Consider the following 23,524-nt stretch of genomic DNA (forward strand, 5'->3'; position numbering starts at 1 on the left):
TTAATGGTTTTAAGAAATTATTGTGTGGAATGTGGTTCAAGGATTCATCTAGGTGAAGATACCTGCAGTAGCTGTGGTGCTGAAACAGGTTTGAAAAAATATGATAATCCAGCTATTTTCACACCTCCTCTCTATGATGTTGGATTTTTTAATTTTGATATTGATTTTTCACCATTTATTAAAAGACCTGGTGTTAAGTTTAACTATAAACTTTGTTCATGTGGTTTTTTAAATGAAATTTCAAATAAGCATTGTTTTAACTGTGGAGAAAACCTTAAAAAAAGTAAATTTGACAAATTAAGAATTAAAAGAAAGGTTAAAAAGAAAATAAAAACAATTCGCTGTGAATGTGGTGCTTTAAATGATAATGGAAGTTATTACTGTTATAACTGTGGAAGAAGTTTAAGCAGTGGCAGTCCATATTCAAATAGTGTAATTAAATGTAAATGTGGAGCTATTAATTCAAGTGAAAATTTATACTGTGAAATTTGTGGAATGAGACTTTCTGATGATGAAAGAATTGTTGAAGAAGATTTAAAAAGTAATTTTAACTTGAAGTATAATGATTCAGTATTCTGTTTTTGTGGTGAAGAAAATAGGATTGGGGATGCTTATTGTAATAGTTGTGGAGCCCCTCTTTTAAATATAGGTACTTCTTCAAATAATATACAGATACTTTGTGATTGCTCTACATTAAACAGCATTAATGATATGTTCTGTATTAATTGTGGGAAAGAATTAAATAAAGAGCAGCAATCTTTAATCTGTATTTGCGGTACTAAAAATCCTTTAAATGTAAAAGTTTGTCAGAAATGTGGCAGACCATTAAATCCTCATAGAATTATTAAATCAAAAATCGTCTGTACCTGTGGTGCTATTTTAGACTATAATAGTGATTACTGTTTAAATTGTGGAAAATCTATTAAGTTTAATAGAAATATGGGTAAAGTTTCAAATTTTATTAAAGATATTTTTAAATGATTAATATGAAAATCTGTGATATTTGCGGTACATATAACTCTAAAGAGAATAAATATTGTTTTCATTGCGGTAACAAATTATTAAAGGATAATATTTGTCCTCTTTGCGCTACATTAAATGAGGATGAGGCAACTATCTGTAGTAACTGCGGTTCTCCGTTAAGTACATTCACTATTGAGAGTTTTGATATATTATTCTCAGATTATTATAGGGAACAATTAGCTAACTTCGATTTATCAGTTATGGAATATTACTCTATTCTAAACAATATCTTTAATAAACAGGCATTTACACCTATTGTGGGCACTACAGCCAAAGATAAAGTCTTAGATATTGCCAGTAAATTTGCAAAGTGCAAGACTAAGTCTAGAGGTGTTGAATTTGGAGCTAATATGGGCACTACCCTGGAATATGATGATAGGTTAGATGATTCTGTTCAAATAGCTACTATAATTCATGAATTAGCTCACTGTCTATTGTTTAAAATTATCTTAAATGTTTTATGTGAAGCATTTGATGTAAAAACTTCTAAAACCTTGGAAAGTTTTGTCTGGTTCTTCTTAACATTTGGAGAACTTGAAATAATGTTTGAATATTGTGCCCATACTGTAGAAGGCAGATTTATTCCTTATGGATATCAGAATTACGGATCTTTCAATAATCTAGTTAGGCAGTCTGATATTAGTGAAGACAATTTAGAACTAGCTATTATTTTAGGAAATAGTTTTGCAAATGAGATTATTGTTTATCTTGAAAAATATATTGATGATGATTTAAGAAATCTCATTAAAATTCAGTATAAAAAAGATTCAACAGTTCCCAAATTTGATTCGATAGAATTAGAAACAAATCAATGCTTAGATTTAGATTTAAAAAATAAGCAATTGATTCAATTATTAAATGTTATTTTTGATGAAGCCACCTTAAGTAGAAATCGGGATGAGTTAATGTTTATTAAGGAGGGGCTAGAAAACTTTTAGTTTATTCTTTGTCTTCCCCATCATTATCCTTAATATTGTCTAGTACTTCTTTTCCAGTGCTAGTTAAACGGTATAATCTACCTTTTCTAGCTTCTTCGTTGATGCACTCAACAATTTCTTTTCCTTTAAGCTCACTTAAAACTTTGGAGATATGATTAGTTCTTATACCACTATCTTTTGCAATTTTGGTAGGTATTTTTACATTTTCTCCTATTGATTTCACAGTTTTTTCCCTATATTTGGAAATTTTCACATATGAAACAAGTTTTAGAAGCTCATCTCCTTCATTAACCATGATTATAATTCTCTTTCTTTTAATATAAAACTGTTTTCAATATTATTGTTTCATGTTAAACACAATTTATTTAATAAAAAATATAATTATGTTAATTTTTTACAATAATATTTTATTGTTTTTTTAATTATTTTCAAAGAATATTAATATTTTTTAATATAAATATTTTTCTTCTTGCTTCTTTTTTTATAGTATCTTTTTTATTGTTATGTATGTTATATATTTTTATTAGTTAACTTAAAATATAATATTTTATAGATAATTTATTATATATGTCCTTTTTAAATATAAATATGTTGGTATAATGAAGTGTAATTATTGTGGTTATGAGATGAGTGAGTTCTCAAAATTTTGTTCTAATTGTGGCATGCCCATATTAGAAAATCAAAAAGAAGAACTTGAAGATGATGAAGATCTTCCAGAATCTATTAATTATATTTTATTTGGTTTAATTATTGTAATTATAATGTTATCAGCTATTATTAGCTATTTTATTATATATAATTAAATTTACACTTTATTTTTCAATTGAATTTTTATTATATTAAATTGGGAGGTATTTAATGTTTTGTCCTAAGTGTGGTAAAGCAATTAAAGATGATGCGAAGTTTTGTAAGTACTGTGGTACGCAAGTTAGTAAAAATAATCAATCAGTTAATGTTAAATCAGATACTTCCTCTGACTCTAAAAATAACAGTAATACTAAAATTTTAGCAGTTGCTATTGTTGTTGCAGCTATTGTTCTTGTTGCATTAGTTTTCACTGCTTTAAGTCTCACTTCAGATAATGGTGGGGATGATGCAAAAGCTGTTGAAGCTAATAAAGAATCGTCTGTTGCTGTGACTTCTTCCAGTTCTCAGAGTTCATCTGCAAGTGCTGAAAAGTCATGGGTTTCTGTTGGTTCATTTTCAGGCTCAGGATCAGGTTCTCAGACAATAAGTGTTCCATCAGGTGAGATAAGAATTGACATAAGTGCATTTCCAATTAAAAACTATGCTACTAATCATTTGTATTTAACAGGGTCTAATGGTGAATCTGCTGGTGTTGATTGGGGTTCAACAAGTGCTGTTGCATCAAAATCTGATTCCCTGTCTTTCACATCTTCATCAACCACTACATTTACAATTGATTATTTTGAAACTGAAAGTTGGAGTGTTGAGGTTTATAAATATCAATGAGGTTAAAAGATAATGTTTTGTCCAAAATGTGGAAAGAAAATCCCGGATGATGCAAAATTTTGTAAATTTTGTGGTAATGAAATAAAGAAAAATAAGGGGCATGGTAGAAGTCGTATTGTAAAAAAAGATAATGATAAAAAAGATGAAAAGACATCCCCTGTTTTAATTGGTGCAGTTGTTGTTGCAGCTATTGTTTTAGTAGTTTTAGTTGTACTAGCTATGGGTGTTTTAAATAGTGATGATAGTTCAAATGGCAGTTCAAATAGTAATGTATTTGGAATTAGCCAATCAAGTAGTGGACAAGTAGCTGAAGATACAGTTCAATCTGTTTCACTTTCTGCATTTCCAGTTTCAGAAGCTCCAAATTTAGCACAAGCTTTGTCTGAACAAGGTTATCCAAGTTCAATTAACTTTAAATCTGTTACTTTGGATACTTCTCAATGTTTGTACATTTTAACAAAATCTATTGTTGAGATAAATTCAGGTAATACTGGAGGAACAATTAGTGTTGGAAATCCTGCTTATGCACCGTCTCCAAGTGGAGCAGATATTACCCAAACAATTTCTATTCATGAATATGTAGACATTTGTGGTCGTTTTTCATCATGGATTGAATCAAATGGTCAGGTTCCAAATTATGTTGGTATTTATACTGGTGGAGTTCCTGATATTTCACCATTAAATATGCTACGTATAGCTTCTGATATTTTAATAGATTATAAAAATACTGGTCAGCTACCTGAAACTGCAGTTGTTTAGATTCTTATGAAAAATAATAAAATTTTGTTAATAATTTTAGTTGTGATTATAGCTTTGATTGCAGTTTTTGCAGCAGCTATGCTCACAAACAATTCCCAGTCTGTTGCATCTGTACAACAGCAGAATAGTAATATTAACACTAATCTGCCGGACAATGTTTTAGGTGAAGAAAGTTATGGTTCTGTTAAAATTTCAGGACCTTTTGGTAATCCAAATTCCAATATTAAAATAGGTTATGTTGTTGGTCTTCATCCTTTGGAAAATCAGGCTCACAGTGCATTTTTAAATGAGTTTTACGATGAAAGTGATGATTTAGATTATGCATATTACTTATATGAGATAAATGTCACCCAAAATAGAGATGATTATGATAGCGGAAGAATGAATGGCCAGTTACTTGCTCAAAACTATATTGTGCCTGATGCAATTGATAAAAATCTTTCATTAGTTGTAGATGTTCATTCAAATCAAGGTAATTGGGATGAAAATCAATTTATTTTCTCTCCAAATCAAATGGATATCTCTAAAGATTATGCTAATCAGGTTGTAAGGGATATTGGATTTTCTACATACTATATTCCTCCAAACCCTACAAGTACTGATTATTTAACATTACCTTTAATTGAAGGTGGTGTTCCGGCATTTATCTATGAAGAATTTGACCGAAATTCTTTTGAATTGATGGAAGATCATATGGATGAATTAATTGAAGCTGTAGATTCTCTACGCTTCTAAACTTTTTTTTTTTAAAAATCATAAATTTAATAGATAATAAAATATATATTTCTAATTAATGTTTTTTGATTTGAATATTAAGGGAAATACTTTTGAAAATAATCTTGAATTAGCTATTGAAGCTAAAAAATATGGTTGGAATCATATTAATTTTTCATATAATCAGGATAACTTTAAAAACTCTTTAGAATTTAGGGATGATTTAAAAGAAGAGTTAACTGATGTTATTTCTATAGATTACACTTTGGAAATTAAACCTAAGAATGTTAATGAAATTAGAAAAATTTCAAAAAAATTTAGGGATAAAGTAAACTGTATTTCTGTTGTTGGTGGAGATTTAAAAATCAATAGGGCAGTTTGTGAGAATATTCAGCTTGATGTACTCTCAAGGCCTTATCTTAAGAGAAAAGATTCTGGTTTAAATCAAGTATTGGCAAAAGAAGCTTTTAGGAATAATGTAGCTGTCGAGCTTGTTTTTAAAGATATCTTAAATAGCTATCTCTCACATAGGGCTAAAATCATTTCTAATTTTAAAGATATCTACATTTTACATAGGAAATTTAATTTCCCATTAATATTATCCTCCAGGGCTAAGGATATTTTTGATATTCGCTCTGTTAATGATTTTAAAGCTTTTTTCATAGCTACTGGTCTTAGTGAAGATGAAGTTTTAAAAGCTATGGCTTATCCCAAAGAAATTCTTGATTATAATAGGGATAGGAAAAATTTACTGTTTAAAGGTGTGAGGGTGGTTAATAATGAAGCTTAAAGTATTGCCTCCTACTCTCAGAAAAAATAATCGCTATTTAACTGTTGATATTAAGGTTAAAGGTGATTTAAATAAGGATGAATTTGTTGGATTGATATGGGATGGATGTATCCGTTTTTGGGGTGAGTTAACAACATCTAATTTTAATTTATGGGTTATGCGCTTTTATGAAATTGAAAAAAATGAGGAGTATAACTATTATAAGGCAGTTATCAGATGTCAAAGAGGTTTTGAAGATAATGTAAGGGCTGCTTTATGTTGTGTTTCTAAATATAATTCTAAAAAAGTAGCTATTAATGTAATTGGTTTGTCTGGAACTATAAAAGCGTCGGTAAATAAATTTGTTTAGGATTTTTCTTATAAAAATATTTTAGTTACTAATGGTTATTTTAAAATAGAAAACTTTATTAATATATAATAATATATAATTTACTGAATTTATGGATTAAAGAATAACTATTTAATTTAACAATAGATGATAAATTTATTATTGTTAAATACCATTTCACGGAGATATGGTTTTTATTTTTTTAAGAAATACTATTTCAAAATAAAGATTATTAATAAATAATAATAAGTGAGGTAAAATTATGCAACCTTTACAAAATGCTGGATATGATAGGGCAATTACTGTATTTAGCCCAGATGGAAGACTTTTCCAAGTAGAATATGCTAGAGAAGCTGTAAAAAGAGGAACCACCTCTATTGGTGTTAAATGTCCTGAAGGTATTGTATTAGCTGTAGATAAAAGAACTACATCTAACTTAGTTGAATCTAAATCCATTGAAAAAATATTTGAGATAGATCAACATATTGGTGCAGCTACTTCAGGTCTTGTTGCAGATGCAAGAGCTTTAGTTGAAAGAGCAAGAGTAGAAGCTCAAATTAATAAAATTACCTATTCTGAACCAATTAGAGTTGAATCTTTAGCTAAAAAATTATGTGATATGTTACAAATGTACACCCAAAATGGGGGTGTAAGACCATTTGGTTCTGCTTTAATTATTGGTGGAGTATACAATGGTTCCTGCAGATTATTTGAAACTGATCCAAGTGGTGCATTAATTGAATACAAAGCTACAGCTATTGGTGCAGGAAGAAATACTGTAATGGATGTATTTGAAGAAGAGTATAAAGATGATATGACTCTTGATGAATCCATTGAATTAGCATTAAAAGCTATTAATGATGCTACTGAACATGACACTTCTTCTAACAATGTTGAAATAGCGGTTATTTCAGCAGAAGATAACAGTTACTCAAAACTTTCTGATGAAGAAGTTCAAAAATATATTGATGATTTAATGGCAAAATTAGAAGCAGAAGCAAAAAAAGCTGAAGAAGAAGCTAAAAAGGCTGAAGAAGAAGCTAAAAAGGCTGAAGAAGAAGCAAAAGAAGAAGAAAATGAAGATGCTGATGCTGAAGATGATGCTGAATAAGTTTATTTAAATTTAAATTGTTAGTTGGGAGGTTTTTTAATGGTAAATATAGATGATGCAATTATAGCAAAATATGAGTCTTATGGTGAACATTTTGAGATTTTAGTAGATCCAGATTTGGCTGCAGAGTTTAGAAATCCTGATGGAAAGGATGTTGCCATTGAAGACCTTTTAGCTATAGAAGAAATTTTTAAAGACTCTAAAAAAGGAGATAAAGCTTCTGATGAAGCTATGAATAAAATTTTTGAAACTACAGATCCTATTGAAGTTTCTAAGATTATCCTTGAAAAAGGAACTGTTCAATTAACTGCTGAGCAAAAAAGACAGATGCAGAAGGATAAAAGGAAATTAATTATAAATAAAATTTCTAGGGAGTCTATTAATCCTCAAACTGGTCTTCCGCATCCTGCTCAAAGGATTGAAAATGCAATGGATGAAGCTAAAGTTAAAGTTGATCCATTTACATCAGTTGAACAACAAGTACAAACAGCTTTAAAAGCTATTAAGCCACTTATTCCTATTAGATTTGAAAAAGTTAAAGTAGCTGTTCGCCTTCCAGGATCTGCTGCAGGTAGTGCTTACTCTGCAATTCATCCATTTGGTGAAATTGTTAATGAAGAATGGCAACAAGATGGTTCTTGGATAGCTATTGTAGAAATACCTGGTGGTCTTCAAGATAAATTTGCATCTAAAATGGCTGAAATTTCAGGTGGAGAAGCAGAGACAAAAACTATTAAATAAGTTTTTTCAACCCTATGGGGTTTTACGATGATATATGTGGAAAATAAAGATTTGGTTATTCCTGGTGAAGTATTAGCAGATGATGACTACTATCCAGGAAGAGGTACTTTTAAAGAAGATGGTAAAATATGTTCTTCTTTAATGGGGCTTGTTTCTTTAAGGAATAAAAAAATTAGAGTTATTCCTCTTAAAAGCAAATATGTTCCTAAAAAAGGAGATGTTGTAATTGGAAAAATAGAAGATGTAAGGTTTTCTATGTGGGATGTTGATATTAATTCCCCTTATTCTGGAATTTTACCTGCTTTTGAAGTCTTTGGAAGAGAAAAAAAAGAACTCAACAAAATGTTTGATGTTGGAGATGTTTTGTTTTTAAGAGTTGTTGAGGTAGATGAAGTTAAAAAAGCAAAACTAGGCCTTAAAGGAAGAGGAATGGGTAAATTCAATGGAGGTATAGTTGTAGAAATTACTCCAACTAAAGTTCCTAGATTAATCGGTAAAAAAGGTTCCATGATTAACATGATTAAAGATAAAACCCAATGTAAGATTGTTGTAGGTCAGAATGGTCTTGTATGGGTTAAAGGTGAAGAAGACATGGAACAACTTACTAAAAATATTATCCATTTAATTGAATCTGAAGCACACACCTCTGGTCTTACTGATAAAATCAAAAGGAAATTATACTTGGAAATTGATGGTATAGTTCTTGAAGAGGAACAAGAGGATGATGAATCTGAGGATGACTATGAAGAACTTGAAAAACCTAAACTCCAAAATTTTAAAGAAGAATTAGAACGTGAAGAAAAAGAAAAGCAAAATAAAGACTTGTTCTATGAAACAATTGAGGAGTTTAAGAAAAAAAGCAAAAAAGATAATTCAATTTCAATAGCTAATAAGCCTCAAAATTCATTTATACTAAACAATAAGGATTACTAAATAGAGGATGGTTACTTTTTTATAAAATGAGGTATTAAAATGTCAGAGATGATTAGAGAAGACGGTAGGAAATATAATGAGTTACGTCCTATTAAAATAGAAGCAGGGGTTCTTGAACGTGCAGATGGTTCTGCTTATTTAGAAGTTGGTGGAAATAAAATTTTAGTAGCTGTTTATGGACCAAGAGAATCTTATATTAGAAGATTACTTGAACCAAATACTGGAGTAATAAGATGCAGATATAATATGGCTCCATTTTCTGTAGATGATAGAAAAAGACCAGGTCCAGATAGAAGATCTTCAGAGATTTCAAAAATTACTGCAGATGCATTAAGGCCTGCATTAATGTTAGAAAATTATCCTCGTTCAATGGTGGATGTATTTATTGAAGTTATTGAAGCAGAAGGAGGAACCCGTTGTGCTGGAATTACTGCTGCATCTGTTGCATTAGTTGATGCAGGAATTCCAATGAAGGATATTGTTGTTGGTTGTGCTGCAGGTAAAGTAAATGATGAAATTGTTTTAGATTTATCTGAAGTTGAAGATAAAGAAGGTCAGGCAGATGTTCCAATAGCTATGATGCCTAGAACTGGTGAAATTACTTTACTTCAAAGTGACGGGGACTTAACAGAAGAAGAATTTAATAAAGCATTGGATTTAGCTATGGAAGGTTGTAGACAAGTTAATGAAATCCAAAAAGCTGCTTTAATGGAAAAATATTCTACAGAATGAGGAGATTTAGATGACTAACATTACACCTGAAATTACTAAAGAAAGTATTATAAATCTTGTTAACAATGATAAAAGGGAAGATGGTAGGGAACTTACTGAATATAGGGATATAACTATTGAAACTAATGTTATTTCTAAAGCAGAAGGTTCTGCAAAGGTTATATTAGGTGGAACTCAAGTTATTGCTGGTGTAAAACCTCAGTTAGGTGCTCCATTCCCAGACACTCCTGAGTTAGGTGTCTTAATGACTAACTGTGAAATGTTGCCAATGGCTGACCCTACTTTTGAACCAGGTCCTCCTGGTGAAGAATCTATTGAACTTGCTCGTGTTGTTGATAGGGGAATACGTGAAAGTGAAATGGTGGATTTAGAAAAACTCTGTGTTGAAGAAGGTAAACATGTTTGGATGTTATTCATTGACTTAAATATTATTGATAACTGTGGAAACCTCTTTGATGCATGTGAATTAGCTGTTATGGCAGCATTAAAATCAACTAGATTACCTACTGCAACTATTGTAGATGATGAACCTGTAATTGATAAAGAAAACACTGTACCATTATCTATTAATAAAAATGTTGCAATGTGTACTTTTGTTAAAATTGGGGATAGATTAGTTATTGATCCTAATTTAATTGAAGAAGAAGTTGCAGATGCACGTTTAAATGTTGGAGTTACTGATGAAGGTAGAATCTGTGCTATGCAAAAAGGCGGTTCCAGCCCATTAACTCCAGATGAAATATCTAGTGCTGTAAATATGGCTATTTCAAAATCAAAAGAATTATTTAATTATATTTAAATGTCCTCTGGTCTATTTAAATTTTTAAATTCTTCTTTTAACAATTTTTTATTATCTATTTCTACATATTTACAATTTAAAGTTTCAATTAAACCTTTAATGTGTAGAATATCTTTTTTTATTAACTTTTCTATTTTGTCAACTACATTTTGACTGTATATTGAGTGCAGTGGTTCAGATGTTTGCAGCTTATTGTTCTTGTCATGATAAGGAACAATGCAGTCATATTCATATTCAATTTGACTAAACAGATAATTTACTAATTTTTTTGAAATATAAGGGCTGTCACAAGGTAAAACAAGACTGTATTGGCTGTGAGTGTATTTTAACCCACTTTTTATTCCAGAAAGAGGACCCTTGTTTTTTATTTCATCTTCAACAAAGGTTATTTTAAAAGAATAAGTGTATTTTTCAATAAATTTCTTATATTTTTCAATCCTATCTTGATTGTTTAAAACGATTATAGCTTCATCTATTTCATTGTTAAGAGTAGAAAGTATATGGGAAATCATAGGTTTATCTCCAATAACAAGAGATCCCTTATCACGACCCATTCTTCTACTTTGTCCTCCACATAAAACAATACAACTTTTCATTTTAATCATGGACATGAATATCTTTATTGGGATTAAATGGATTGGTACGGAGAGCTATTGAACTCATATATGGATAATGCTTGTTTAAGAATTCCAAGTATTTAAGCCATTCAAGAGTTAATTTACTATAAACTCTGTCAATATCTCCAACAATATGTCTGAAATCAGCTATATCAACTTCTTCAGGTTGTATTCTGTATTTAAGTTCATCTTCTAAGTGGAAAATAGCTAAAATCAAATTTGAAAAACTATCCTTTTCAAGTATATTAGGATTTTCAATTAATCCCACTAAGAATTCACGTTTTCCATCAAATACTCCTTTTAATTCATTGATATAGGTAGGAATTTCTTCTTCTTTAATTGAAGGGCTGAAAGTAACTCCTTTAGTTTCAAGATGTTTGTATGCATTCTGATAATCCTTTTTACTCCAATTTTCAATATTTTCAAGGTTTTTAATTATTTCATCGCTACTTGCATTGATTTTTGTGAAAGTTTCAAGTAATTCATCACCAATTTCAGAGAAGAATACTCCTAAAATCATATCCAATTTCTCAAGAACAGTTTCTCTTTCTTTTTTCTCAATTAAACTTTCAATAACAAGTGCTACAATTAGTATATCAAGGGGAATAAAAGCTAAATCAATAACAATATAGAATATTACTTTATCTGGTTCATGAAAACCGAAATAAGCTATTGTATACAATATAGCTGATGCAATGATTAAACCAATTGCCAATTTAAGTTTCCAGTTAATTTTCATTTTTTAGCCTCTCTTTTTTGCAGTAATGATAGCTATTGGATTTTCGCTTGTCATCATTATGCCACGGTCAAGGATTCTGCCTTTTGATATATTCACTTCAACAAATTTCGGATTATATCCAAGGTCTTTTAATTTATTGACAGCTTCAACTTTAGTGTCAACCAAGATAGCTGTAATGATAATTCTTCCATTTGGTTTTAGTTTACTGTCTAAAAGTTCAAGAATCTTTTCAAGTTCCCTACCGCTTCCTCCAACCACTCCAATATCAATATCTTCAATATTTTTTAAAGCATTGATTCCATCATTACATATTAAATCTACATTATTTTCTAAATTAAATTTATTAAGATTTTTTTTAGTTATATTAATTGCTTCGGGATTTTTATCAATAGATATAACTTTTTTAGCACGCTGTGCAAATTCACAGGTTATTCCTCCTGTTCCACAACCAATATCTACAACAGTTTCATCTGATGTAACTTCCGATTTGTAAAGGATAATAGCCCTTATATTTTCCTTTGTTGGACCCGGAACATCACATGTGCTAATAAAATCTAAATCATCAATCATTTATTCCCACCTTTTATAGATGTTATTTTCAATTTCTAATGAATCAAGTATTTTTCCTACAATAAAATTAATTTGATCCTGTACAGTTTCTTTTTCAGAGTAAAATGCAGGCATTGCTGGTAAAATAGTTGCTCCTTCCTGGGATAATTTAAGCATATTTTCAATATGTATGCTTCTAAGTGGTGTTTCACGAGGAACAATAACAGTTTTTCTATGTTCTTTTAAAGCTACATCTGCAACTCTTGTAATGGTATTTGCTCCATATCCATTAGCTATTGATGATAATGTTTTCATAGAGCATGGAACAATAGCTAAGCTGTCAAATTTAAAAGAACCGCTATTAATAGATGCAGTTAAATCATGAAACTCATAATAATTGTCTGCTAACTTAATAACATCTTCCACATCTCTTTCTAATTCATGATTAATCACTGTTTTTGCAGCATCACTTATTACTAAACTGTTTTCAATATTTAACTCATTTAAAGCTTCCAGTAATCTTACACCATAGATTACTCCACTTGCTCCTGTTATTCCAACCACTATCATTTTATCTCCTTAAAATAATTTTAATTGATCATAATGAATACTATGATATTTTTCTTTATCAATTTCTGGTAAATCAAGATAATGTTCCATTTTAAATTTCTTAAATTTAGATTTTTCTTCTTCAGGAACATAAAGGCTAATATCCGGAATATTAAATCTTGCTTTACTTAATGCAGCTATAATATTGGATATTTCAGTTAAAGGGTATAGCTTTCCATCAACTGAGACTTCTGTTTTCATTTCATCAAATCTTGGATACTCAGCTATATTTAAAATAACATAATCTTTGTCAATATCATAGTCCATAGCTATTTCTTCTTCAGCTTTTCTAAGCTCTTTATTTTTAATTTTATAAAGCTTTTCAGGGGTTTTAAAGTTATCCAGCCTAATGGTTTTAACTCTTTTGAAGATATTTCTATTATCTAATCTTTCCATAATCTCCTTTGGATAACCTTCTGAGTTTCTGAAAATCCCAATGATATCTGCATCATCATATTTGTACATATCATTTTCATTAATAACTCCGCTGTCAATAAGTTTTTTCAATCCTCTTCTAAACATGGAATTAACAATTCTAGTTGTGTGATGTTGATATACACTAGGATACATGAAATATCTTGATACAAGAGCCCCTTCTGCAGCTTGAACTCCTTTTATATCAAGGGATAGGTGTTTATTTAAGTTTATATTAGAGATGATTCTTTCGTAATCAATAATACCATATGCCACTCCAGTATAATGTGAATCTCTTAACAGATAATCCATTCTATCTGCATCAAGTTCCCCAGATACTATTGGTCCGAATTTGCCTTCACCATTAATAATTTCTATTATTTTGTTTATGTCGAATTTTTTTTCAACAATATCACGAATAGCTGTGTTTTTAATTACATATTTGGTTAATTCTTCATGTGGGAATGAAAGAACACCCTCTGAAACATGGGAGAATGGGCCATGACCTATATCATGTAATAATGCTGAAATTCTTACAAGTTCTTTATCATCTTGATTTAAATCTAATTTATCAGCTAATTTTGATGCAATATGCATGGTTCCTATTGAATGTTCAAAACGGGTATGGTTTGCTCCAGGATAGATAAGGCTTATTAATCCCAACTGTTTTATTCTTCTTAAACGTTGAAATTGCGGATTGTCCATTACTTCAACTTCAATTTCATTTAGTCTTATGTCTCCATAAACGCTGTCTCTAATGAATTTCTTTTTCATACCCATATTATCACATTCCTGTCCAATTTTGTATTGTATCCCATATTAGATTTCCAGTATCATTTATTGTTTCGCTTATATTCCCAGTTATGCTGTCAATAGCTGTGTTATTTGTTGTTGTATTATTTTCATTTTCTACAGGAGTTTGAACTAGTTCTATGGTATTTGGCTCAAATCCATTCTCATTTACAACATTTAATTTTTCAATTTTATTATTTTCGAGTTTTATGTTTACAATATCTGATGTTAATGTTCCAATTAAACTACCAAAGCCACATGCAATAATGCTTATTATTAAAATTATTACTATTTTAGCTTTTGTTTTTTCTTTCATGTTAACATCTTTTTTATTACATTTTTTAACAAAATATTTTTTTATTGTTGTCTTTTTTAACAATTTTTAGTTATTTTTATATTTTATATTACTATTTTATTAATGTTTATATTATTTTGTTATTTTCACCGAAATATTTATATATGTTTTAAAACAAAGAAAATGTTGTCGGAAGGTGGAAGCCGTATTCCGATATATTAAATTTTACTATATTTAACTAGCATATTTTAAAAAATTATTAAGATTGATTATTATGGATATTTTTAGTACAGGTGATACAGCATGGGTTTTAATTTGTACTATTTTAGTATTGTTAATGAGTATCCCAGCTATTGCCTTTTTTTATGGTGGTTTAAGTAAACGGAAAAATGTTTTAAACACAATGTTTTTAAGTTTTATAGCTTTTGCAATTGTTAGTGTAATATGGGTAATTTATGGATATTCCTTTGCATTTGGATCTGATATTAGTGGATTTATTGGAGCGCCCGCTAATCTGTTACTTCAAGGTATAGGAATTGATTCATTATCTGGCTCAATACCTGAAATTTTATTTATTGTTTTCCAACTTGCTTTTGCTGGTTTAACAGCAGCTCTTGTTTCAGGAGGTATTGTTGGAAGAATGAAAACTAAAGCATGGATTCTTTTTATAGTGCTTTGGGTTACATTCGCTTACATCCCTATTGCTCATTGGGTATGGGGAGGAGGATGGTTAATGCAAATGGGAGCTTTAGACTTTGCAGGAGGTACTGTTGTACATATTAACTCAGGAATTACAGCTCTTGCAGCAGCTATTGTTCTCGGTAAAAGAAAAGATACCTCCTTATTACCTCATAATTTAGGATATGCTGTTTTAGGAGCAGGTCTCTTATGGTTTGGATGGATGGGATTCAATGGAGGATCAGGTCTTGCAGCAGATGGTCTTGCAGCTAATGCAATTCTTGTTTCCAATATCGCTGCAGCAATAGCATTAATTGTATGGACCGCATTAGATACATATATTGTTGGAAAACCTACAGTGTTAGGTGCAATTTCTGGTGCAGTTGCAGGTCTTGTTGCAATTACTCCTGCTGCTGGATTTGTTGATGTTAGTGGTGCATTAGTTATTGGTGCAGTTGCTTCTTTAGTATCATATGCAGCTATTTATTACCTAAAACCAAAATTAGGTTACGACGATGCATTAGATGTATTCGGAATTCACGGAATGTCTGGTATTTGGGGTGCAATTGCAACAGGTATATTTGCAACACCACTAATAAATGAAGCTGCAGGATTATTATATGGAAATCCAGAACAACTTTTAATCCAAATACTTAGTGTAGTTGTTACTTTAGTTTACTCCTTTGTTGTAAGCTATGTCATAGCTAAAGTATTAGATAAAGCTATGGGTGGAATAAGAGTAGAAGAACATGAAGAAGTTACTGGTTTAGATACTAACCTTCATGAGGAATCTGCATATAATTTACATTAGAGGTTAAAAAATGAAAAACATTATAGCTATTATAAGGCCAGAAAAATATCATGATGTAAAAGAAAAACTTACAGAGATTGGCTGTAATGGAATGACTGTAAGTGAAGTTAAAGGAAGGGGAAGTCAAAGAGGTATTAAAGAATCTTATAGGGGATCTAGCTACTGTATTGATTTAATTCCAAAAACTAAAATTGAACTTGTTGTAGCAGATGAAGATGTTGAAAATGTAATTTCAGCTATTCAGGAAGGTGCCTACACAGGTAATATTGGGGACGGAAAGATATTTATCCGTTCAATAGAAGAAGTAGTTAGAATAAGAACTGGAGAACGTGGAAAAAAAGCTATCTAACTTTTTTTCCATATTTTTTTAATAATCTTCAACAACTCCGTAGATGTCTGACAAATCTACCCAAGTTGTTATTCCACGTGATTCATAAATTATTCCATTAATGATATTGTAATCAACTTCTTTGTTATCACTAACTAAATGGATGCTGTTTCCCTCAATATTATCAACTCTTTTTACAATGTTTCCATATTCAGAGCTGTTTGCAACTACAATGTCATTAATTTCAATATCTTTTGTTTTATTAACTAAAATAGTCTGTCCATCCTGTAAAGTAGGTTCCATTGAGTCTCCTTCAACTTGATAGATAACAGGGAATTGATTATTTCCATAAGGACTTTTAATATTTACATTAACTTCTCCAAGACCATTTTCACGACATATATCTTTTATTCCAGCCTCTAAACTACTGACATTAGAAGATATGTTGTTCATTGAATCAAGAGCATATTTGCAAATCTCTTCATTTAATTCTTCAGAAAAAGGCCTGTCAATGGTGCAGGTAATATTTTCACCATCAATATATAAATCAACTGTTGGATTAGAAATAAATATAAGTCCTAGAGCTCCTGCTATGACTATGATTAAAATTAAGATAAATTTAGTTAGATTTTTCATAAAACCACTTATTCAATAGTTAAATCCATATTTAATAAGGATTTCATGGTTTCTATATCGATTTGGCCAGGTGCTGTTACATCAGTTCCTGCAGCAAAAGTTATTGGTGAATTAAATTTTGAAGCCATAACTCTTGTATAACTTCCTAAATCACTCATTGAAATAGCTATTGTATTTGAATAGTGTGAAAGAATAGCTAAAACTTTCAATGTATCATCTAAATCTTTTGGCATGAAAGCTACTTTTGCGATATCTCCCAATTCTTTTTCCTTTTCAACAATATAGTAAATTTCATCAAGATCAGGTGTTTTTTCAAAATCATGATAGGAGATAATTGTTTTTGCAGATCCCTCATTTAATAAGGAAATGTATTTATCATCACTTTGGAGCTCAATATCAACATAATCAACTAAATCAATACATTCTAAAAGGAGGTTTACACGTTCTTCTTCACTACCTTTAAAAGAACCTCCTTCACTAGTTATTCTATTTGTAGCTATCATTGGGAAATTAATTTCCTCAATAACTTCTTTAATTTCCTTTGAATTAGGATTATCTAAAGCATCTATTCTAAATTCAAGCACATCTGCTCCTTTATCAATACAATCCTCAGCTACAGCTATCACGGCTTCTTTTGTATTTTGAAATATAGGTATAGCTATTTTTGTTTGTGAATACATGATTTCGCCTTGATATACTATTTTGTAAGAATCATTATATAAAGATTAATTTATGTTTTAAATAGTGCTCTTTGTAATGTTCATAAAAATGATTACTAAAGCTTATATAAATTAAATAACATATAATTATTGTATAAAATTTCATATTTTATTAATTTAATTAATTAGAAAAGGTGTTATTTTGAAAATCACATCTATAGGTGCAGATATTTCTAAAAATGATGTATCCTGTAGTAATTCATTAATAAATAATATTGAAGAAAATATTTATAAATTAAAGGCATTAGGTGCTCATAGTGCAGGTTTAACAAATGTAACTGGTGATGATGTAGTTATTAGTGCATTTGTTGAAGATGATTTACTTGAAACCATAAATCAAGGCATTGTCTCTATTTTAAAAGATTGTGCTGAAAATTTAGGTGATTTGTCTGGAATTTCTCAAGATGAATCAAGTGCTGGTGAGGGAATTTCTTATGCAGAAGCCAGTGTAAGGCAAGACAGATATCCTGATGCAATTGTTTTGGGTTTTGATACCTATGGTGGTGAACCATTTGTTCGTGATGTAGCTAATTCAGCTATTGAGGCAGCAAGTGGTATGAAAAATGTAACTGATGTTTCTGATTTAATTGAAGTTAAATCCAAGAAAATACCTGGTGTAGGTTATGTTTCTTCTGAAACTGATGATCCTGTTGTTGTTGCCACTATAGAAAACATAGAATCAATAGGTGTTGTTGGAGGAGCCATGATTGGTGCTGCTCTTGGAAATAAGAATACTTATTTAGTTAAAAGAGGTACTAGCTGTGATGTATTGCCTGGCAGTGTAATATTTTCAGCTACTGCTTTTATGAATGGAAATATTATTGATTTATCTGTTCCATTTGAGAATAAAACTAGGATTTTAAGATAATTTGGTGTTTTTATGATTTACTTAGATAAAGATACAAAATGCTTAGTTCAAGGAATTACTGGTAAACAAGGTTCTTTCCATACTGAGCAAATGTTAGAATATAATACAAATATTGTTGCGGGTGTTACACCTGGTAAAGGTGGACAAGATTTTATGGGTGTTCCAATTTTTAATTCTATTGCAGAAGCAAAAGAAAACTGTGAAATTAATGCATCCATAATATTTGTTCCAGCTAAATTTGCAAAAGATGCAGCTTTTGAATCAATAAGGAATTTAGATTTAGTAGTAATTATATCTGAACATATTCCTGTCCATGATTCTCTTCAAATTATGAATTATGCTGAAAAAATGGGAACTACTGTAATTGGTCCAAATACTCCTGGAATTATCAGTCCAGGTGTTGGTAAACTTGGAATCATGCCAACTCACATCTTTGATAAAGGAAATGTTGGAGTAATTTCAAGAAGTGGAACTTTAACCTATGAAGTTGCAAGCCAGTTAACACGTGCTGGAATTGGTCAAAGTACTTGTGTGGGTATTGGTGGAGATCCAGTTATTGGAACTAATTATATTGATGTTCTCACTAAATTTGAAGAAGATGATGATACTGAAGCTATTGTATTAATTGGAGAAATTGGTGGTAATGCAGAAGAAAAAGCAGCAGAGTTTATTAAAAATAATATTTCAAAACCTGTTGTATCTTATATTGCAGGTATCACTGCTCCTCCAGGTAAAAGAATGGGGCATGCAGGAGCTATTATCCAAGGTAATTCAGGTACTGCACAAAATAAGATTGATGCATTATCTGATGCAGGTGTTAAAGTAGCTAAAATGCCTTCTCAAATTGCTGATTTAATTAAAGATTCAATTTAATTTAAAGTGAATACTATGGATTCTAAAGAAGTTGTAAAAAAATTATTAAATAAAGAAATGAAGCTATATGAAGTAGACAAACATTTCCCTGCTGATGTTGCTTGTGATATTAGAAGAGAATTTATCCAAGAGTATTCTAAAACTCAATTGCCTAATATGGGAAATTATACTTTAAATATGGAAAATGCTTCTAAAAGGAATATTGAAAACTCAATTGGTGTTTTACAATTACCAATTGGTGTTGCAGGACCTATGAAAATTAATGGTGAGTTTTGTAAAAGAGAAGTCTTTGTTCCTTTAGCTACTTCAGAAGGTGCTTTAGTTGCATCTATTAATAGAGGTGCATCTACTATAACTGCTTCTGGTGGAGTTAATGTTAGAGTAATTTCAGATATTATGACTAGAGCTCCAGTTATTAAAACTTCTTCTTCTGTTGAGTCATTAAAACTTAAACAATGGTTTGAAGATAATTTTGACAGATTGAAAGAAATAGCTGAATCTACAACTTCTCATGGAAAACTATTAAAAATAGATCCTATTTTAATTGCTGGTTCTTATGTATATCCTCGTTTTGTCTACTCAACAGGGGATAGTATGGGTATGAACATGGTTACAATAGCTACTGAAAAGATATTGGATGAAATGACTAAAGAAACCAGTGCACAACACATCGCTTTAAGCGGTAATGTATGTGTTGATAAAAAAGCAGCTGCAATTAACATGGTTGAGGGAAGAGGAAAAACCGTTGTTGCAGATGTTTTAATACCTAAAGATATTGTAAGTAAAAAATTAAAAACAACTGCTGAAGCTATTGTTGAAGTAAACATAGCTAAAAATCTTATTGGATCTGCAGTGGCTGGAAGTACTGCTTATAATGCTCACTATGCAAATATGGTTGCAGCTATTTTCCTTGCTACAGGTCAGGATGCAGCACATGCAGTAGAAGGTTCATTAGGAATAACAACTGCAGAAAATAGGGATGGAGATTTATATTTCTCTGTAAATTTACCTGATTTACCAGTAGCTACTGTTGGTGGTGGAACATCTCTTGAAACTGCTAATGAAGGTTTAAATATTTTAGGTGTTGCAGGTTTTGGAAAAGCTAAAGAATTTGCAGAAATTGTTGCATCTACTGTTCTTGCTGGTGAATTATCATTAATTGGTGCTTTAGCTGCAGGGCATCTTGCTAGAGCTCACCAACAACTTGGAAGAGGATAATTAATTTATTCTTCTTCTTTTAAACAATTTTTTGAGTTTATTAACTCAAGTATTGTTTTTACATCTACTTTTGTTTCAAAGCATCCTGTTCTTGTAAGTAGCACTCCCTGAGGGCAGTAATCAGATAATAACATCATTGTTTGACTTAAATCTTCATGGCAGGCTACACCAATAACTGCTTTAAATTTATTTTCCTTAACGATTTTTTTAACAAAACTTGAACCTGGAACAATATAAAGTTTATAACCTAAAGGTTCGGATTTTCTTTTAATAACACCAATAGAGCATTTTTTACAGTCTGTACATATTAAACCTTGTTCTTGTAAAACTGCTTCACAATCTCTATGCCTTAAACAGTGAGGTAAAAAGATTAAAGTCTCTTCAGGTGGAATTTCCTTAAAGGGTTCTTCATTAAGCCCATTTCTAACTTCAATAGCAATAGTATCAACAAGATTTTCATCAAAGTTTAAAGCTTTAAATAGTTTTTTCAGTGGTGAGTAAAAGACATCATTTAAAAAGATTATTAGCTTTGGAAAAATCATTATTTTCTTTTTTACCACTACTAATCCCAGAATAATAGCTACAACTAATAAAATAGCTACTAATATAAGTATTGTTATTATACTCTGCCCTAAAAACTGATAAATATCTTCTACTATCATAATTTAACCTAAAATTTTTCAATGCTGTATTTTATTCCTTCTTTGTTTAGTTTAACTCCACTAGCTGTTTTTTCAATTAATAAGCCAGATAATGAGTCACATGAACATAAAACATTCTGTTCAGGATGTGTTCCGGGGGTAATATTGCAGTTAAGATTTACACTGTCCCCTACTGATAAAACAATTGATAATCTTTTAGTGGATGGATGATTTTTATCTAGAATAACAATTGGTGAATCTTCTTCACGTGTTAAGTATGCTAATGATCTAATAGCTCTTTTATCTTTATTAAATGCTGAAACTGCAATTAAATCATCTTTTTCAAGAAATTGTACAATTTCATCATTATCTGGAGTTGCAATAAATAGCATTTTGTTTTCATAAGCTACTTTTACAATCCCTACTAAACCAGTTTCACCTTCAAGAAATAATATTTCATCATCTTTAAAATCAATATTCAATTTATCACTCAAAAAATAGAAATAAGAGTAAATAAATTACTCTTTACATTCGACATTATCGCTTTGACAAGAAGGACATATTACTTTCTTACCAAGACCTTTGAAGTCATTTCCACAATCAAGACATTTGTATCTTTTTGTTTTTAATTTATTTATGTCAATATCTGCCATTGGTCCGCCAGTTGAACACATAGCTATCACCTTTTAATTATTATTATTAATTTCTATCTTTATATTATAAATATTATTTTATATAGGATTTTGTTCGTAAAAAATAACACTAATTTTATATAGTTTGTTGATATAATAACTAAATAATATTAACTTTATAGGGATTGAAAATTATGCTTCGTTTTAATGAAGATATTGAAAAAGAAATAGTTAATGTAATTAAAGAATATGAATTTGCTAATAAAGCAGATGATTATTTAAACTATGATTTTGAAGGTGAAAAAGTAATTTTCTCTTTAAGTATTGCAAAAGGCGAAATGTTACCTGTAGATGCTTTACAAAAAATTGGGGAAATTATTGGTGGATGTTTTGAATATATCACTGTTGTAAATATGGAATACAGATTTTATTACACTTACAGCGATAAATGTGTTTGTAAAATGGAATTATAGGTGTTAATTATGAAAGCGGATGCAAAGAAAATAGTTGATGGTGTTTACTGGGTTGGTGTCCTTGATTGGGATTTAAGAGATTACCATGGATATAAACTTAATGGGACAACTTACAACTGTTATTTAGTATTTGGTGAAGAGAAAGTTGCTTTAATTGATAATGTATACCCTGGAACTTCTGCTCAATTATGGGGTAGAGTAAGAGATGCATTTGAACAAGAAGGAAGAGAATTTAAAATTGATGTAATTATTCAAAATCATATTGAAAATGACCATAGTGGATCTCTTGTAGAGTTTGTTAAAAAATTCCCTGATGTTGATGTTTACTGTTCTCAAATGGCAGTTGCAGGTCTTAAAAGTCATTTACCTTCATTATCTGATTTTGATTTTAAAACAGTATCAACTGGAGATTCTGTAGATCTTGGAGGAAAAACATTATCTTTTGTTCAAGCTCCTATGTTACACTGGCCAGATAGTATGTTTACATTAATTGAAGAAGATGGAATTTTATGTTCTAATGATGCATTTGGTCAGCATATCTGTCTTAGTGAAAGATTTGATTATGAAGTGGATGAAGCTATTTTAATGGCAAGTGCACAAAAATTCTATGCTAATTTAATCACTCCTTCTTCTGGATTATATTTACTTAAAATGAAAGAATTAGGAGATTTAGACTTAGTTAGTAAAGTTAAAATGATTGCTCCATCTCATGGTCAAATATGGACTGAACCAGCTAAAATTATTGGAAAATATAATGAATGGGCAAGTGGAAAATGTAAAGATAAAGTAACTTTAGTCTATGACACTATGCATCACTCAACAACAAAAATGGCTCAAGCTATGGCTGAAGGTATAATGTCTGCAGGATTTGAAGTTAAAATGTACTACTTACATGAAGATGACAGAAGTGATCTTGTAACTGATATATTGGACAGTAAAGCAGTATGTATAGGTTCACCTACTGTTATGAACAATCCATATCCAAGTCTTGGTGACACTATTTACTATTTAACAGCTCTAAACTTTGCTGCTACTACTTATAAAAAACAAGCAGTCATCTTTGGTTCAAAAGGATGGGGTGGAGGAGCTACCAATAAACTTGAAACAGACTTAACTGCAGCTGGTTTCGAGATATTTGATAAGTTTGATACAATTTACATCCCAACTGAAGATGTATATGATAAATGTTATGACATTGGAAAAAGTTTAGTTGAATCTTTAAAAGAAGACTAAACCTCTTTTCTACTTTTTTTTAATTTTTTAAATAACAGCTATTTTTCTTACTTTTTTT

The 23,524-nt window shown here is 30.2% G+C and carries 32 protein-coding genes; 20 read left to right on the forward strand and 12 right to left on the reverse strand.

Annotated features, from left to right (window positions below; translation table 11 throughout):
- Nucleotides 1–3 precede the first annotated feature (3 nt).
- Nucleotides 4–981: a hypothetical protein gene (locus MBBWO_RS04990; RefSeq protein ID WP_116669778.1), complete on the forward strand. Its 978-nt coding sequence runs from the start codon at nucleotides 4–6 to the stop codon at nucleotides 979–981.
- 5 nt (nucleotides 982–986) lie between these two features.
- Nucleotides 987–1,961: a zinc ribbon domain-containing protein gene (locus tag MBBWO_RS04995; protein WP_116670029.1), complete on the forward strand. Its 975-nt coding sequence runs from the start codon at nucleotides 987–989 to the stop codon at nucleotides 1,959–1,961.
- Nucleotide 1,962: 1 nt separating this feature from the next.
- On the opposite strand, the gene MBBWO_RS05000 is transcribed toward MBBWO_RS04995, so the two are convergent.
- Nucleotides 1,963–2,256 carry a transcriptional regulator gene (locus MBBWO_RS05000; RefSeq protein WP_116669779.1) on the reverse strand — a complete coding sequence of 98 codons (294 nt, stop codon included), beginning with the start codon at nucleotides 2,254–2,256 and terminating at the stop codon, nucleotides 1,963–1,965.
- Nucleotides 2,257–2,560: 304 nt separating this feature from the next.
- Here MBBWO_RS05000 and MBBWO_RS05005 point away from each other — a divergent pair, with 304 nt between their 5' ends.
- The 11 genes from MBBWO_RS05005 to rrp42 all read left to right on the forward strand — a co-directional run bounded on the left by MBBWO_RS05005 (nucleotide 2,561) and on the right by rrp42 (nucleotide 10,341).
- The gene (locus MBBWO_RS05005) at nucleotides 2,561–2,764 is read left to right on the forward strand and encodes a zinc ribbon domain-containing protein (protein WP_116669780.1); all 204 of its coding nucleotides are present in this window, start codon (nucleotides 2,561–2,563) and stop codon (nucleotides 2,762–2,764) included.
- Nucleotides 2,765–2,819: 55 nt separating this feature from the next.
- Entirely contained in the window at nucleotides 2,820–3,434 is a 615-nt protein-coding gene (locus MBBWO_RS05010; RefSeq protein WP_116669781.1) for a zinc ribbon domain-containing protein, read from the forward strand.
- Between the two features lie 12 nt (nucleotides 3,435–3,446).
- Nucleotides 3,447–4,193: a zinc-ribbon domain-containing protein gene (locus tag MBBWO_RS05015; protein WP_116669782.1), complete on the forward strand. Its 747-nt coding sequence runs from the start codon at nucleotides 3,447–3,449 to the stop codon at nucleotides 4,191–4,193.
- Nucleotides 4,194–4,199: 6 nt separating this feature from the next.
- Nucleotides 4,200–4,928: a hypothetical protein gene (locus tag MBBWO_RS05020; RefSeq protein WP_133241504.1), complete on the forward strand. Its 729-nt coding sequence runs from the start codon at nucleotides 4,200–4,202 to the stop codon at nucleotides 4,926–4,928.
- A 70-nt stretch (nucleotides 4,929–4,998) separates the two neighbouring features.
- Nucleotides 4,999–5,697 carry a ribonuclease P protein component 3 gene (gene rnp3 / locus MBBWO_RS05025; RefSeq protein WP_243408467.1) on the forward strand — a complete coding sequence of 233 codons (699 nt, stop codon included), beginning with the start codon at nucleotides 4,999–5,001 and terminating at the stop codon, nucleotides 5,695–5,697.
- Nucleotides 5,687–6,046 carry an Rpp14/Pop5 family protein gene (locus MBBWO_RS05030; RefSeq protein WP_116669785.1) on the forward strand — a complete coding sequence of 120 codons (360 nt, stop codon included), beginning with the start codon at nucleotides 5,687–5,689 and terminating at the stop codon, nucleotides 6,044–6,046. The genes rnp3 and MBBWO_RS05030 overlap by 11 nt, the downstream gene beginning before the upstream one ends.
- 241 nt (nucleotides 6,047–6,287) lie before the next feature.
- Nucleotides 6,288–7,136 (forward strand): archaeal proteasome endopeptidase complex subunit alpha, encoded by an 849-nt coding sequence (gene psmA / locus MBBWO_RS05035; protein ID WP_116669786.1) that lies wholly within the window; start codon nucleotides 6,288–6,290, stop codon nucleotides 7,134–7,136.
- A gap of 39 nt (nucleotides 7,137–7,175) precedes the next feature.
- A complete protein-coding gene (locus MBBWO_RS05040; protein WP_116669787.1) occupies nucleotides 7,176–7,877 on the forward strand; it encodes a ribosome assembly factor SBDS in 702 nt (233 codons plus the stop codon).
- A gap of 27 nt (nucleotides 7,878–7,904) precedes the next feature.
- Nucleotides 7,905–8,810, forward strand: coding sequence for an exosome complex RNA-binding protein Rrp4 (rrp4, locus tag MBBWO_RS05045; protein WP_116669788.1), 906 nt, complete (start codon nucleotides 7,905–7,907; stop codon nucleotides 8,808–8,810).
- Between the two features lie 39 nt (nucleotides 8,811–8,849).
- The gene (gene rrp41 / locus MBBWO_RS05050) at nucleotides 8,850–9,542 is read left to right on the forward strand and encodes an exosome complex exonuclease Rrp41 (protein WP_116669789.1); all 693 of its coding nucleotides are present in this window, start codon (nucleotides 8,850–8,852) and stop codon (nucleotides 9,540–9,542) included.
- 10 nt (nucleotides 9,543–9,552) lie between these two features.
- Nucleotides 9,553–10,341: an exosome complex protein Rrp42 gene (gene rrp42, locus MBBWO_RS05055; protein WP_116669790.1), complete on the forward strand. Its 789-nt coding sequence runs from the start codon at nucleotides 9,553–9,555 to the stop codon at nucleotides 10,339–10,341.
- Here rrp42 and MBBWO_RS05060 read toward each other — a convergent pair.
- The 6 genes from MBBWO_RS05060 to MBBWO_RS05085 are packed head-to-tail and all read right to left on the reverse strand — an operon-like array spanning nucleotide 10,338 to nucleotide 14,377.
- Nucleotides 10,338–10,952, reverse strand: a complete 615-nt coding sequence (locus MBBWO_RS05060; RefSeq protein ID WP_394340364.1) for a molybdenum cofactor guanylyltransferase — start codon at nucleotides 10,950–10,952, stop codon at nucleotides 10,338–10,340. The genes rrp42 and MBBWO_RS05060 overlap by 4 nt on opposite strands.
- Nucleotides 10,939–11,697: a hypothetical protein gene (locus MBBWO_RS05065; protein ID WP_116669791.1), complete on the reverse strand. Its 759-nt coding sequence runs from the start codon at nucleotides 11,695–11,697 to the stop codon at nucleotides 10,939–10,941. The genes MBBWO_RS05060 and MBBWO_RS05065 overlap by 14 nt, the downstream gene beginning before the upstream one ends.
- 3 nt (nucleotides 11,698–11,700) lie before the next feature.
- Entirely contained in the window at nucleotides 11,701–12,267 is a 567-nt protein-coding gene (gene cbiT, locus MBBWO_RS05070) for a precorrin-6Y C5,15-methyltransferase (decarboxylating) subunit CbiT (protein WP_116669792.1), read from the reverse strand.
- On the reverse strand, nucleotides 12,268–12,816 hold the full coding sequence (locus MBBWO_RS05075) for a UbiX family flavin prenyltransferase (protein ID WP_116669793.1): 549 nt from the start codon (nucleotides 12,814–12,816) through the stop codon (nucleotides 12,268–12,270).
- Between the two features lie 9 nt (nucleotides 12,817–12,825).
- A complete protein-coding gene (locus MBBWO_RS05080; RefSeq protein WP_116669794.1) occupies nucleotides 12,826–14,049 on the reverse strand; it encodes an HD domain-containing protein in 1,224 nt (407 codons plus the stop codon).
- 4 nt (nucleotides 14,050–14,053) lie between these two features.
- Nucleotides 14,054–14,377: a hypothetical protein gene (locus tag MBBWO_RS05085; protein WP_116669795.1), complete on the reverse strand. Its 324-nt coding sequence runs from the start codon at nucleotides 14,375–14,377 to the stop codon at nucleotides 14,054–14,056.
- Between the two features lie 253 nt (nucleotides 14,378–14,630).
- Between MBBWO_RS05085 and MBBWO_RS05090 the strand changes: the two genes are divergently transcribed.
- Entirely contained in the window at nucleotides 14,631–15,845 is a 1,215-nt protein-coding gene (locus tag MBBWO_RS05090) for an ammonium transporter (protein WP_116669796.1), read from the forward strand.
- A 10-nt stretch (nucleotides 15,846–15,855) separates the two neighbouring features.
- Complete coding sequence (locus MBBWO_RS05095; RefSeq protein ID WP_116669797.1) at nucleotides 15,856–16,194, forward strand: P-II family nitrogen regulator; 339 nt, start codon at nucleotides 15,856–15,858, stop codon at nucleotides 16,192–16,194.
- Between the two features lie 18 nt (nucleotides 16,195–16,212).
- Here the strand turns inward: MBBWO_RS05095 and MBBWO_RS05100 are convergent, their stop codons facing one another.
- Both MBBWO_RS05100 and aroD read right to left on the reverse strand, forming a co-directional pair.
- Nucleotides 16,213–16,809, reverse strand: a complete 597-nt coding sequence (locus MBBWO_RS05100) for a S24/S26 family peptidase (protein WP_116669798.1) — start codon at nucleotides 16,807–16,809, stop codon at nucleotides 16,213–16,215.
- Between the two features lie 8 nt (nucleotides 16,810–16,817).
- Nucleotides 16,818–17,489: a type I 3-dehydroquinate dehydratase gene (gene aroD / locus MBBWO_RS05105; protein WP_116669799.1), complete on the reverse strand. Its 672-nt coding sequence runs from the start codon at nucleotides 17,487–17,489 to the stop codon at nucleotides 16,818–16,820.
- A 181-nt stretch (nucleotides 17,490–17,670) separates the two neighbouring features.
- On the opposite strand from aroD, the gene MBBWO_RS05110 reads away from it, so the two are divergent.
- From MBBWO_RS05110 to hmgA, 3 genes are read left to right on the forward strand one after another with little or no spacing between them, the layout of a single operon-like run.
- Nucleotides 17,671–18,396, forward strand: coding sequence for a hypothetical protein (locus MBBWO_RS05110; RefSeq protein ID WP_116669800.1), 726 nt, complete (start codon nucleotides 17,671–17,673; stop codon nucleotides 18,394–18,396).
- A 12-nt stretch (nucleotides 18,397–18,408) separates the two neighbouring features.
- Complete coding sequence (sucD, locus tag MBBWO_RS05115; protein WP_116669801.1) at nucleotides 18,409–19,269, forward strand: succinate--CoA ligase subunit alpha; 861 nt, start codon at nucleotides 18,409–18,411, stop codon at nucleotides 19,267–19,269.
- Between the two features lie 15 nt (nucleotides 19,270–19,284).
- Entirely contained in the window at nucleotides 19,285–20,487 is a 1,203-nt protein-coding gene (gene hmgA, locus MBBWO_RS05120; protein ID WP_116669802.1) for a hydroxymethylglutaryl-CoA reductase (NADPH), read from the forward strand.
- A gap of 5 nt (nucleotides 20,488–20,492) precedes the next feature.
- Here the strand turns inward: hmgA and MBBWO_RS05125 are convergent, their stop codons facing one another.
- From MBBWO_RS05125 to MBBWO_RS08125, 3 genes are read right to left on the reverse strand one after another with little or no spacing between them, the layout of a single operon-like run.
- Nucleotides 20,493–21,149 (reverse strand): DUF116 domain-containing protein, encoded by a 657-nt coding sequence (locus tag MBBWO_RS05125; RefSeq protein ID WP_243408468.1) that lies wholly within the window; start codon nucleotides 21,147–21,149, stop codon nucleotides 20,493–20,495.
- 8 nt (nucleotides 21,150–21,157) lie between these two features.
- Complete coding sequence (locus MBBWO_RS05130; protein WP_116669804.1) at nucleotides 21,158–21,610, reverse strand: hypothetical protein; 453 nt, start codon at nucleotides 21,608–21,610, stop codon at nucleotides 21,158–21,160.
- 36 nt (nucleotides 21,611–21,646) lie between these two features.
- On the reverse strand, nucleotides 21,647–21,802 hold the full coding sequence (locus MBBWO_RS08125; protein WP_165807928.1) for a hypothetical protein: 156 nt from the start codon (nucleotides 21,800–21,802) through the stop codon (nucleotides 21,647–21,649).
- 152 nt (nucleotides 21,803–21,954) lie between these two features.
- On the opposite strand from MBBWO_RS08125, the gene MBBWO_RS05135 reads away from it, so the two are divergent.
- Nucleotides 21,955–22,233, forward strand: coding sequence for a hypothetical protein (locus MBBWO_RS05135; protein WP_116669805.1), 279 nt, complete (start codon nucleotides 21,955–21,957; stop codon nucleotides 22,231–22,233).
- 9 nt (nucleotides 22,234–22,242) lie between these two features.
- Nucleotides 22,243–23,466, forward strand: coding sequence for an FprA family A-type flavoprotein (locus MBBWO_RS05140; RefSeq protein ID WP_116669806.1), 1,224 nt, complete (start codon nucleotides 22,243–22,245; stop codon nucleotides 23,464–23,466).
- The last annotated feature ends 58 nt before the right edge of the window (nucleotides 23,467–23,524 follow it).

The organism is Methanobrevibacter woesei, from assembly GCF_003111605.1.
Taxonomy (GTDB): domain Archaea; phylum Methanobacteriota; class Methanobacteria; order Methanobacteriales; family Methanobacteriaceae; genus Methanocatella; species Methanocatella woesei.